The organism is Streptomyces sp. NPDC002838, from assembly GCF_040295365.1.
Lineage (GTDB): Bacteria > Actinomycetota > Actinomycetes > Streptomycetales > Streptomycetaceae > Streptomyces.
This window is the reverse complement of sequence record NZ_JBEOVF010000070.1, coordinates 1-12048: the sequence shown is the minus strand read 5'-3', so window position 1 is coordinate 12048 and position 12048 is coordinate 1. Positions and strand designations below refer to the sequence as shown.

The 12048-nt window shown below is 68.1% G+C and carries 11 protein-coding genes; 2 read left to right on the top strand and 9 right to left on the bottom strand.

Annotation, left to right across the window (positions count from 1 at the left end; translation table 11 throughout):
* The first annotated feature begins 124 nt into the window (after positions 1-124).
* Positions 125-1240 (top strand): ABC transporter substrate-binding protein, encoded by a 1116-nt coding sequence (locus ABT063_RS45820; protein ID WP_351067091.1) that lies wholly within the window; start codon positions 125-127, stop codon positions 1238-1240.
* Positions 1241-1271: 31 nt separating this feature from the next.
* Complete coding sequence (locus ABT063_RS45815; protein WP_351067089.1) at positions 1272-2267, top strand: LysR family transcriptional regulator; 996 nt, start codon at positions 1272-1274, stop codon at positions 2265-2267.
* A 20-nt stretch (positions 2268-2287) separates the two neighbouring features.
* On the opposite strand, the gene ABT063_RS45810 is transcribed toward ABT063_RS45815, so the two are convergent.
* The 9 genes from ABT063_RS45810 to ABT063_RS45770 form a co-directional block, all read right to left on the bottom strand.
* Positions 2288-3523: an ABC transporter ATP-binding protein gene (locus tag ABT063_RS45810; RefSeq protein ID WP_351067088.1), complete on the bottom strand. Its 1236-nt coding sequence runs from the start codon at positions 3521-3523 to the stop codon at positions 2288-2290.
* Between the two features lie 46 nt (positions 3524-3569).
* Positions 3570-5300: an ABC transporter permease gene (locus ABT063_RS45805; protein ID WP_351067087.1), complete on the bottom strand. Its 1731-nt coding sequence runs from the start codon at positions 5298-5300 to the stop codon at positions 3570-3572.
* A 37-nt stretch (positions 5301-5337) separates the two neighbouring features.
* Positions 5338-6732, bottom strand: coding sequence for a CapA family protein (locus tag ABT063_RS45800; RefSeq protein WP_351067085.1), 1395 nt, complete (start codon positions 6730-6732; stop codon positions 5338-5340).
* Positions 6733-6930: 198 nt separating this feature from the next.
* Positions 6931-8031 (bottom strand): mandelate racemase/muconate lactonizing enzyme family protein, encoded by a 1101-nt coding sequence (locus tag ABT063_RS45795; protein ID WP_351067083.1) that lies wholly within the window; start codon positions 8029-8031, stop codon positions 6931-6933.
* Between the two features lie 139 nt (positions 8032-8170).
* Complete coding sequence (locus ABT063_RS45790) at positions 8171-9022, bottom strand: substrate-binding periplasmic protein (protein WP_351067082.1); 852 nt, start codon at positions 9020-9022, stop codon at positions 8171-8173.
* A 127-nt stretch (positions 9023-9149) separates the two neighbouring features.
* Positions 9150-9803: an amino acid ABC transporter permease gene (locus ABT063_RS45785; RefSeq protein WP_351067080.1), complete on the bottom strand. Its 654-nt coding sequence runs from the start codon at positions 9801-9803 to the stop codon at positions 9150-9152.
* On the bottom strand, positions 9800-10444 hold the full coding sequence (locus ABT063_RS45780) for an amino acid ABC transporter permease (RefSeq protein WP_351067078.1): 645 nt from the start codon (positions 10442-10444) through the stop codon (positions 9800-9802). Before ABT063_RS45780 ends, ABT063_RS45785 begins: the two co-directional genes overlap by 4 nt.
* A complete protein-coding gene (locus ABT063_RS45775) occupies positions 10434-11198 on the bottom strand; it encodes an amino acid ABC transporter ATP-binding protein (protein WP_351067077.1) in 765 nt (254 codons plus the stop codon). Before ABT063_RS45775 ends, ABT063_RS45780 begins: the two co-directional genes overlap by 11 nt.
* A gap of 545 nt (positions 11199-11743) precedes the next feature.
* Positions 11744-11875, bottom strand: a complete 132-nt coding sequence (locus ABT063_RS45770) for a hypothetical protein (protein WP_351067076.1) — start codon at positions 11873-11875, stop codon at positions 11744-11746.
* Between the last annotated feature and the right edge of the window lie 173 nt (positions 11876-12048).

Here is a 12048-nt window from a genome sequence, read left to right as displayed (position 1 = left end):
GCCTTATCGGTCGAGTAGAAACCCGACGCTTACCGGCCATGCCACACAGCCCTACTGTTTCTGGCGGGTTACGGGCATCTGCGGCTTTTCCCTGGCATTAACCCGGAGTTGGAGGCTGGTCAGCATGAAATGCAGAAGCGTGCTCGTCGGGATCGCGTCCGCGGTTTCCCTGCTGTTGGCGGGCTGTGGCGGCTCCGGGAGCGGCAGCACCGAGAACCTGCCGAAAAACGCCGCCGACGCGGGCGGAATGGACGCCTTGCTGGCGAAGGCGAAGGAGGAGGGCGAGGTGAGTCTGTACGCCGCCACCACGGAGAAGTCGACCACCGCCTGGGTGAAGCATTTCGAGAAGAAGTACGGCATCCAGGTCAAGGTCTACCGGGATGGCAGCACGACCCTCTTCCAGAAATGGGCCCAGGAAGTGAGCGGCGGCGTCGACAACGCCGACATCGTCATCCAGAACGTGTACCAGCTCTGGCAGGACGCCAAGGACAAGGGCTGGATCACGGACTACAAAACCGAGAACTACGGCGGTTACGACTTCGCCGAGGTCCTGCCGGGCACCGGGCTCGCGGGACTCGTCTACCCCCTGCACCAGAGCATCGGGGCCGTGGCGTGGAACACGAAGGTCACCACGCCCGAGCAGAGGGCGCTGTTGCGCAAGGACCCCGTGGCGGCGCTGGCCGATCCCGCGTTCAAGGGCCGGATCGCGCTGGGTGACAGCGGCGGTGCGACCACGGCGGGCAACTACGCCAATGTCATCCTCCACCAGGCGGACACCTACGGGTGGAAGTGGCTGGAAGGCGTCGCCGACAACGACCCGGCTCTCTTCGAAAGTCAGATCCCCATCGCCGAGCAGCTGGTGAAGGGCGAGTACGCGGTGACCTTCGGCACCGACACCCTGTACAACGACTACATCGCCGACGGCGCCCCCATCGAATACGCGTATCCCAAGCCCACCAACGCCGCCCTCTGGATGATCGGGCTGCCGACGGCGACACCCCATCCGTACGCCGCCCGCCTGTTCATGGAATGGGCGACGTCCGACGAGGGCCACGACCTCATGGCCACCTACGGCACGGGCACCGGCACCCGGACCGGGTGGACGGACAAGCGCGCCATAGCCAAGGAACCGTGGTACGCCAAGCCCGAGGTCTGGTACGGCATGGCCACCCAACCCGAGTTGCAGGGCGACGGTTTCGCCGACTTCGTCAGCAGGGTCAACGCCACCCTCGGCAAGTGATCACCCCCCCCCGGCGACAGGAGGACAAAACATGGCGTTCCCGAGCGGCAACTGGCGTCACACCAGCCGCCAAAGGCTCGTCGCGGGCCTGACGTTCGACCAGATGTTCACCTTCCAGACTCTCGCCCGCGCCGGTTCCTTCCGGGCCGCGGCCGCCGAGCTGGCGCTCACCCAGCCCGCCGTGTCCCAGCGGATACGCCACCTCGAACGCCTGCTGGGCTGCACCCTGCTCGAACGTCGGCAAGGCTCGCGGTCCGAACTGACGGCGGTCGGACGGGAGTTGCTGGCCTTCGCGGAGGAGGTGCTGACGCGCACCGACCGATTCCACCACCGGCTGGAGCGGATGAAGGATCTCCCGGAGGACTCGACCGTCACGGTCGTCAGCGACTCCGACCACATCAAGCATCTGCTCGTCGGGGCCGTCATGGCCATGAAGGAGACGGCACCGTCCGTCCGCGTCGTCATCAAGCACGAGCCGTCGCGGCAGGCGTGCACGCAAGCCCTCTCCGAGGGACGCGCCGACCTCGGCATCTGCCGCTATCCGGCACCGAGCGAGTTCCCCGCTCTCGGCACGATAGAGGAGCGGATGTATCTGTACGCCCGGTCCGAGGACCGCATCCACACACTCCCCCAGGCCGACCGGATCGCCTACCTCGCGCGCGCGGAGTTCGCGACTTTCGCGGACGGGATGCGCAGCCGCGAGCTGGTGGAACGCTGGGCGGAGAAGGTCAGCGTGTCGCTGCACGTCGTGCTCGAATCACGCGGTCTGGAAGCGATGCGCACCTACGTCACGCGGGGACTCGCCCTGGCCGTCCTGCCGGAGTTCTGTGTGCGGGAGGACCTGCGCGCCGGACTCCTCAAGGCCGTGGCCGCACCGGGGCTTCCCCTCCTGCGGGGCGCGGTCATCCTGTCCCCGCCCGATCGCGAGGTTCCCCAGGCGGCCCGTGTGTTCCTCGGCATGCTGCCGGCCAAGGTCGAATCCTCGCTGAGCCCGTCGCCCCGCAGCACGGCGCCGGTACTCGTCTGAGCCGGGCCGACCCGCCGGGGTCAGCCGCCGATCACCTCGGTCGGCACCGAGGAGGAGGTGTCCTCGTCCGCGGACGCCTCCCCGTCACCGGCCTCGCGGCGCCCGGCGTCGTCGGCGGGGAACCACGTCAGGTTCTCCGGCGTCACCAGCAGGTCCTGCTCGGCTCCGATCCGCGGGGGCGGGGAGGTCGGTCCGGTGACGGCCCGGACGCGCAGTCGGTGCTGTCCGGCTTCGTAGGTGCGCTCGAAGTGGTCGCCGAGGAACTCACTGGAGACGAGACGGGCCCGGAACTCATTGCCGTCGAGGGCCGTCGGAAGCGGCTCCGTCTCCCTCGACGCCCGTACCCATTCCGGGCGGAAGACGACCGAGATCGCGTCACCCACGGCCGGGCAGTCGGCGGCCGTGGCGCGGGCGACGTCGAGCACCGTGTCCGGTCCGAGCGTGGGCGCCCGTACCGAGAACGTGCGGGAGCCGACTCCGGCGACGACACCCGGAACGACGTTGGCCTCGCCGACGAACGTCGCCACGAACCCGTTGGCCGGCCGGTGGTAGAGCGCCCATGGATCACCGACCTGCTGGATGACACCGTGGTTCATCACGACCACGCGGTCCGACATCGAGAGCGCCTCGGACTGGTCGTGCGTCACGTAGAGCACCGTGATCCCGGTCCGGCGCTGTATCTGCCGTAGCTCATCGCGCATCCGGGCCCGCAGCTGGGCGTCGAGATTGCTCAGCGGCTCGTCCATCAGGACCAGGCTGGGCTCGGTGGCCAACGCACGTGCGAGGGCCACGCGTTGTTGCTGTCCGCCGCTGAGATCGGTCGCGTTGCGCCCGGTGAACTCCGCGAGGCCGACCAGCTCCAGCATCTGCTGGGCCTTGGCGCGCGCCTGCGCCTTCGGCAGCTTCTTCGCCCTGAGGCCGTACATGACGTTCTGAAGAGTCGTCATGTGCGGCCACACGGCGTAGGACTGGAAGACCATGTTGATGTCCCGCTTGTGCGGCGGGACGTTGACGCCCCGGGAGTACAGCCGCTGACCGCCCAGCGCGATCTGCCCGGAACGCGGGGTGTGCAGTCCGGCGACACAGCGCAGCGTCGTCGTCTTCCCGCAGCCGCTGGGTCCCAGGAGTGTGACGAACTCGGACCGGCCGATCTCCAGGCCGAGGTCCGAAACCGCCGTCGTACGGCCGTAGTCGGCGAAGAGACCCTTTACCACCAGGCCGTGGTCCGGCGACGGGTTCCGGTGCGGCTTGTCCATCGATCTGTTCACCTCGTTCGTGTGTCTGCGGCGTTGTCCGTGCGGGTCACGCACGCTGGTGCAGCTTCCCGGGCCGGAGCAGGGCCCGCATGACCACGATCCACGCGATCATGAGAGCGGTCTCCAGGAGCCCGACCACGGCCGCCGACGGCAGCGAAGCCTGCTGGGCGTAGTTGAAGGACAGGATGGACAGCAGCATGGTGTCCGGCGTGTAGAGCAGGATCGCGGTGTTGATCTCCCGGACCGTGAACAGGAACACCATGATCACGCCGGCGGCCATCGACGGCCTGAGCAGCGGCAGCAGGATGGTGGACATCATGCGCGCCTGGCCGGCGCCGCACATCCGGGACGCCTCCTCCAGGGACTTGTCGATCTGTGCGAAGCCGTTGCCCATGACGCGGGTCGCGTGCGGCAGGTACGACGCCACATAGGCCACCACCATGATTGTGAGCGAGCCGTAGAGCGGCGTGCCGAGGTACAGGGCGAACACCCCGGTGGCGAAGACGATCCCCGGAACGGCCAGCGGCGACATCGCGACGGCATTCAGCAGGCCGGAACCCCGGTGCCGGACCCGCTCCGTCACGTACGAGGTCAGAATGCCCACGGCCACCGCGCCGAGGGCCGTGGCCACGGACACCACCACCGTGTTGGCCAGCGCGTTCTTCAGCTCGGGTGTGGCCAGTACGTCCCTGACGACCTGGGTGGTGGGGTGGATCTCATCGAGGTTGGTCGAGGTGCTGAAGGCGCGCAGAGACAACGCGGCGTAGGGCAGCACGGTGGTGACGAGGGCGTAGAGGACGAGGAGCAGGATCAGGACGTACTTGGCCCTGCCCAGACGTATCCGCTTCCTGTTCTGGGACTTGCCCGTGACGGTGACGAACCTCGACGACTGCCGCAGGCCCCGCTGATACAGCCACAGGCCGATCACGCTGAGCAGCACCAGCATCGTGCCCAGGGCGGCGGCGAGGGCGTAGTCGCTCGGGTAGCCGTTCGTGGCGCGGTAGACCGTCACGGCCAAGGGCTGGAAGGACATCTTGGCGCCCAGCAGCGCCGGCACGGAGAACATGCCGGTGGCGCTGATGGTGACGAACATGACGGACGAGAGCGTCGCGTGGCGGATGGCCGGCAGGGAGACGCGCAGCGCCGTCTGCAGGGTCCCCCGCCCGTTCATGTGCGAGGCCTCCTCCAGGCTCGCGTCCATGTTCTGCAGGCTTCCGGACACCAGCAGATAGCCGTACGGCACATAGTGCAGCGCCAGGATGACGATCAGCCACTCGAACGTCATGACGTTGATCGACACCCAGCCCGGCAGACCGATGTCCCGCGCGAGCTGGTTCAGCAGGCCGGTGCGCGGTGCGCCCAGCTCCAGGAAAGCCAGCGCACCGATGAACGGCGACAGGAACAGCGGCGCGATCACGACGAGTTCGAAGAACCTTCTCGCGGGTACGTCGGTGCGGGCCAGGATCCAGGCCAGGGCGCCGCCCAGGGCCGTGGCGAGGATCCCGCACGTCAGCGACATGGCCATGGTCTCGGCCAGGACGCGCCAGATCCGCGGGGAGCCGTACGAGTTCGCCAGGGCTTCGAGGGTGAACGTGGACAGCGGGTTGCGGGGGTCTTTCGAGACGGCGCGGACGAACACCAGCGCGGTCGGAAGGAAGACCAGGACGGCAAGGAGCAGGACGACGAGGGCCACGAGGGCGCGGGGGCCCCACTGCCCCCTGACCGGCATCCTGCTCTCGCGAGGCCGGGAGGTCTCTTGCTGAGTCAGCGTCACCATGCGTCGCGGAACCTCCTGATCCGTGGCCGTGCCGTGGTCAGTCCCCGAGCCGCAGTCGGCCCACGTGCCCGTCGATCTCGACGTCCGTGTCGTACTCGGCGGACAGCTGCTGGTAGCGCTCCAGCACGCGGACGCCGTTGGCCTGGTCCGCGATCAGCGGCCGGCCTTCGGTCAGCGGGTGGTCCGCCGACTTGCCGGTGCCGCGGGTGATCTGCGCCTCCTTGGAGACCTCGCGGCCGAGTTCGACGGGGTGGAGCGTGACGTCGGTGAGCCGGCCGTCGGTGAAGCGCACGTCGATGACGGCAGAACTCCACCACGTGGTGGAGGGGGTGTCGAGCCCCGGGTGCAGAGGGTGCAGGTCGGGGGTGAGTGTCGGCAGGGCGTCGACGTCGTGTCCCCAGGTCTCGTAGCTGTCGTACGGGACCCGTTCGAGGAACTCCGACTGGGCGAAGAAGTTGCCCAGTCCGTAGAAGATGGGCTTGCCCCGGTAGATCTCGATGCCGAGCGTCCGGTGCCAGCCGTGGCCGACGAAGATGTCCGCGCCGGCCTCGATGGCGCGGTGGGCGAACTCCCGGACGAAGCGCGGTGGGTGGTCGCCGCGCGGCCCCTCGGAGATGTTGAAGTGGTGCGCGACCATGACCAGGTCGGCCATGGCGGCCGCCGACCGGATCGAGCGCAGGTTCCCCTCCAGGTCGCCGCGGTGGCATTCGGTGAGGATCTCGTATGTGTCGCCCTCGCGGAAGACCAGCTCGCCGGCGGCCGACTGTCCTCCCGGCAGGTTGTACTGGAACTCGTCCGCCGTGAGCCTCCGGCCCGTCTTGCCCGGCTTGCAGTCCTTGCTCGTCCGCAGGATGTTCAGCCGGTCCGCCACCGACCTCAGGTGCTGGGCGGCGTCCGGCGGTACCACGTACGTCGTGGTGACCCGCAGCGGGTTGATGCCCGGGCGGCCCGGCATGGTCTCCTTGGGGCGGCCCGCCCACTCGTGCGGACGGTTGCCGGAGGTCGTCGAGATCAGCGCCGTGCGGCCCCGAGGAGTCTCGACGAAGGCGGGCGCCCGCGCCTCGTCCAGGTCCCGCCCTGTACCCGTGCACGCCAGGCCCGCGCCCCGCAGGGCCTCCGTGGTCGAGAACAGGCCTCGCGTACCGAAGTCGAGACTGTGGTTGTTCGCCGTCGACATCACGTCCACGCCGAGCCAGCGCAATTCCCGCGCGATGCCGGGATCGGCCAGCATGTAACTGCCGAACCAGTCGCCGCGACCCGGGTGGAGCTCCGAATAGCGCCCGAAGTTCATCTCCAGATGCGCATACGCGACATCGGCCCTGTCGAACAGCTCACGAATACCCAGGAATTCCTTCTCGGAGTGCATCGAGAACGGCCTGGTCACCATGCACTCGCCGGCAATCGCGACCGACCAGTCGGCGGTTTGGGGCATATGACCTGCACATCCTTCCGAAATGCTGGACGCAGTCGCGCGCGGCCATGCGGCGACACCCTGTCATCGGGTTTTCGTCAGGTTAGGTCGGCGCCGACACCCCGAGAAGTCCACAGTTCCTACTCCACTTATCAGCGGCAGTTATCACCTTTCTTCGTGGAGAAGGACGTGCCTGTCCGCATTGCCGAGGGCGGCACGTCAGGACACGTGGAAGACGGACTCGAGTCCGTCGGTCCGCACGGTGATGCCCAGACCGGGGAGGGCCGGCGCCGCACCGCGCCCGTGCCGGGAGCGCGGCTGGTGCCCGGCGACGTGTCCGTCGGTCCAGTCGTTCATGAACGAGGCGTTCTGGAAGTTCTCCGGCTTGGTGCTTGCCGCCAGGTGGCTAACCGCCGCGCTGACGATGTCGCCGCCCCAGGTGTCCTCGACCGAGACCATCAGGTCGAGGTCCTGCATGAGGTCGCGCATGCGTGCCGCCTGGGTCAGCCCTCCCACCCGACTGATCTTGATGTTGATGGACACGGCCCCCACTTCGGACTTGGCTCGGAAGACATCGGTCGCGGTGAGAATGGACTCGTCGAGCACCAGCGGAAGGCTGGAGTGGCGCATCGCGAAGATGCAGTCGTCGGTTTCGCGGCAGGGCTGCTCGATGAAGACCGGAAGGTCGGCCATGGCCCGCACGGCGATCTGGGCCGCTCGCAGGTTCCAGCCACCGTTCGAGTCGGCCACCACCAGGGTGTCGGGCGCGGCCGCGGCCACGACGGCGCGCGTGCGGTCGGCGTCCTCCAGGGGATCATTGCCGACCTTGAGCTGGAAGCGCTTGATACCGGCCTCTTCACGGCGGACCACGAAGTCGGCCATCTCCGCCGGAGACGTCAGGGGAACCGCCTCATAGAGCGGGAAGTCCTCCTGCAGCACACCGCCGAGCAGCGCGGCGACCGGCTTCCCGCAGGCCTTGCCGAGCAGGTCCCAGCATGCGACGTCGACGGCGGCCTTGGCGTAGCCGCCGCCGAGGAGGACGCCGTCCAGGGTGCGGCGAATCGCGGACAGGTTGGTCGGGTCCTGACCGAGGAGCGCCGGGGCCATCGTGTGCAGAGCCGCGCGTACCTCGGCCCAGTGGGTGGGCAGGTACCGGTTGCCGAGAGGCGTGATCTCACCCCACCCCTGAAGCCCCTCGTCGGTGCGCAGGCGGACGAGCGTGCCGATCTCGGACGTCGCCGCGCGGCCGCCCGACATGACGTACTCGCCGTGGGCATAACGCAGGTTGTAGCCGAAGCAGTCGATGCCGACCACTTTCATCTCGTCATCCTCTTTCTCGGCATGGTCATGGGGCGTTCACGAGTGGTGGCGGCGCAAGGCCGCTGGAAGTGCGCCCTGCCAGATCGGCGACAGCCGAAGAGCACGTCATCTCTCCGGCTGTCGTGTCCGCGAGTTCTGGTCAGCCGATCAGGCGCGGCTGTCCGACGTCGGCCGCGCTGGCTTCCAGGCCGTTCTTGGTGAGGATCTTGGCGAGTTCGCCGCTGCTGCGCAGGGCCGCGATGTCCTCGTTGACGGCCTTCAGCATGTCCTCGTGGCCCTTGGGCATCGGCAAGGTGGACTGAGCGGCCTCGACGGATGCGGCGACCTTGTCGAAGGGCTTGGCCTTCTCGACCTTCAGGTCCTTGCCTTTTGTCGAGTACACGGCGGCGCCATAGGCGTCGACGCACACGTCGACGCGGCCGGCCTGAAGGTCCTGGTAGCAGTTCACGCCTGAGGGGTACGTCTTCAGCTTGCCGCCGAGGTAACTCTTGAGGTCCGCGACCCACAGGTAGCCCTCCACTGTCCCGACCGTGAGCCCCTTCGACTTCAGGTCCGGGATGGAGCTCACGCCCTCCTTCGACACGAGCGCCATGTCGTCGAGGTAGAGCGGGTCGGACAGATCGAGCACCTTCGCCCGTGCCGCGGTCCGGTACCAGTCCCCGGCCGCCAGGTCGGCCCGCCCGGCCTGCGCGGTCGGAATGACGGCGGCGGCGCCGGCGGCCTTGACGGACAGGGTGAGACATTCCATCTTCGCTATCGCCTTGACGATGTCCCCGTCGACGCCGGTGATGTCGTTGCCCTGCACCTTGCTGAACGGCGGAATGTCGAAGCTCACCACGGTGAGGGTGCCGTCCTTCATTGTCTTGAACTCGTGCTTGGGCTTGCAGTCGGCGGCGACGGTGGTCGTGGACGAATCGCCGCCACAGCCCGAGAGCGTGGCCACGGCCAGGAGCGTGACGGCGGCCATGGCTGCGGGGAACTTGCTGTTCATGTTTCTCCCTGGTGTTTCCGTGACCGGGTGAACGGGTGCGCGTCCTGTCCCGGGGTCGATGGGTTCCGGCTGGGTCGATCGGCGCCGTGCCACGGGCCGGGCCGCGGCAGCCGGTGTGTCCGGGTTCTCAGACGTGCCGGGCGAGACGGCGCTCGACGCGCTCGGACAGCCAGCTGGCGGGGATGGTGATGACGAGGTACATGAGGCCCGCGAGGGAGAGGACGCTCAAGTACTTGAACGTGGAGGAGCCGTACGAGTACGCGGCAGCCAGCAGTTCGGGGACGGCGATCGAGTAGGCGAGCGAGGTGGCCTGGAAGATCAGGATGGACAGACCCATGAGGGCGGGGATGGCGACGCGCAGTCCTTGGGGGATCACGATGAAGCGCAGCACCGAGAACCTGCTCATGCCGAGGGCGTCCGCCGCTTCCAGCTGGCCCTGCGGAACGGACTGCAGGCCGCCACGGATGATCTCGCTGGCGTAGGCGCCAGTGGTCAGGGCCAGGGCGAGCGTCGCCGAGACTATGGCGCTCAGCGACAGTCCCTGCTCGGGCAGACCGAAGTAGACGATCTGCAGCATCACCAGCGCCGGGGTGCCGCGTCCGATCTCCACGAGCGCGATGACCAGGTAGCGGAGCGGCACGACGCGTGACGCCGAGCCGAGTGCCAGCAGGAGCCCCAGCGGCATGCCGAGCGCGAGGCTGCCCCCGACCAGCTTGGCGCTGATCTTGAGCCCGTCCAGAAGCTGGGGGAAGGAATCCGTCCAGTCGGTGAGGAAGCTCATCGCGCCACCCTTCGCTGCAGACGTCCGTCGAGGGAGCGGGACAGCGCCGCGCAGACCGCCGACAGGACGATGTAGAGGACGGCCGCGACCAGGTACGGCTTGATCGCGTCACCGGTCGTGCGCGCCCGCTGGTCCGCGTAATAGAGGATCTCGGTGACTCCGAGAGTGAAGGCGACCGACGAGTCCTTGAACAGGCCGATGCCGTAGTTGGCCGTCGCCGGCACGGAGATACGGAAGACCTGCGGGGCGATGATCTTGCGGACGGTCGCCAGGCCGCTCATGCCCAGGGCCCTGGAGGCCTCCCACTGGCCGTGGTGCACCGCGGTGAGTCCGCCGCGGTAGATCTCGGCCATGTAGGCGCAGGAGATCAGACCCATGCCGACGATCGACGCCTGAAGCGGGTCGATCCCGGGCAGCGAGTTGCCCAGCCCGAAGTAGATGATGAACAGCCACACCAACGGCGGGATTCCCCGGAAGACCTCGATCAGGGAGCGGGACAGGAAGCGGAGCAGCCGCCGGTCGGAGACGCGGGCCGCGACGAGCGGAAGGCCGCCCACGACGCCGATCCCCAGGCTCGCGCCGGTCAGCAGCAGCGTCGTCGGCACCCCTTTGAGCACGGCGAGAATCAGGTCAGACCCCATCGCGGTCCACCGCCCTGAGGAACTGCCGGGTCCTGGCGTGCGTGGGCGCCGCGAAGATGTCGGTGGGCCTTCCCTCTTCGAGGACGGCCCCGTCGGCCATGACGACGAGGTGGTCGGAGACGTCCCGCGCGAACTCCATCTCGTGGGTGACCACCACCATCGTCATGCCCTCGTCGGCGAGTTCCCGCATCACGTTCAGTACCTCGAGGCCCAGCTCAGGGTCGAGCGCGGAGGTGGGCTCGTCGAAGAGCATCACCTCGGGGTCGAGGGCCAGGGCGCGCGCGATGGCGATGCGCTGTTGCTGGCCTCCTGAACAGCGATTCGGGTACTGGTCGGCCTTGTCCGCGAGCCCCACGCGTTCCAGCAGCGCGCGACCGCGCTCACGGGCCTTCGCCGGGCTGCGGCCGAGCACCTGCTCCTGGGGAAGCGTGATGTTGCGCAGCACGGTCAGATGCGGGAAGAGGTTGAACGACTGGAAGACCATTCCCACGACGCTGCGCAGCTTCGCGAGGTCCTTGGACTTGATCTGGCTGCCCGCGTCGATGCTCGTGCCGGCGACGACGATGGTGCCGCTTTCGGGTCGTTCGAGGAGATTGACGCAGCGCAGCAGCGTGCTCTTCCCGGCGCCGCTCGGACCGATGATGGCGGCGACCTCGCCCTGGGCCACGGACAGCGACACATGGTCGACCACGGTGTGGTCACCGAACTTCTTCACGACATCGTCGAGTTCGATGGCCTTCTTCTTGCTTGCCAAGGTTCTTGTCTCCGATGTGGGCCGTCCGTTGACCGGCGGCCGGGCCCGCACTGTGCACGGGCTTGGCGGACAGGCCGACCTGATCCGGCCTGAGGTGTAATACCTCACTGAGCATCGACTCTCGGCCAATGGCTGTCAAGAGCCCGGAGCTCCCGGATGATGAATACGCTCCGTGACCATTCCGCAGGCTCTGCAGGAGGCGCACCGGCACCGACCCGCGACACGGCGAAAGGACGGCGACTGCGCGTCGCCGCCCGGTTTCCGCAGGTCTCACGCTTCGGGGAAGCTCCGCAGCTCCCGTCGTCGCCCGGGTGACACGGCTTCTCGTCCCGCAACGCCTTGCTCCAGGGCGTGACGGGACCACAGCGGGCGCTCGAAGCTGGCGGCGGCGTTCGAGCCGCCCCGCGTACTGCGGTCAGGGGCGCCCCACAAGGCAGCCGCGGCGCTCCCCTCCGGAAGGGGGGAGGGGGGAGGGGAACGCCGCGCTGATCGCCGACCTCACGGACCACCGGGCCGACTTGGCGCCCTCGGAGGTCCGGGGCGGCTCACTCGGTGTGCTGCTCGGTACCGCCGGCCTTTTCCTTGTCCTTGCGCCATGCGGCGTAGCTCAGCCAGACCACCGCCAGCACGGTCCCGCCGAAGAGGATCAGCGTCCAGATCAGGGTCTCCGCATCCATGGGTCAGACCTCCTTTCCCTGGGGGGCGGGCGGCTGTTCGTCGTCGGTGTCCGGTGTGCCGCGACCTATCCTCCGCGCGAACAGGTTGTTGAGCAGCAGCATCGCGACGAGGACGAGCGTCCACTGGAGCACCATGGTGCCGATGCTGAACGTCTGGAACGGGTCGTACCAGG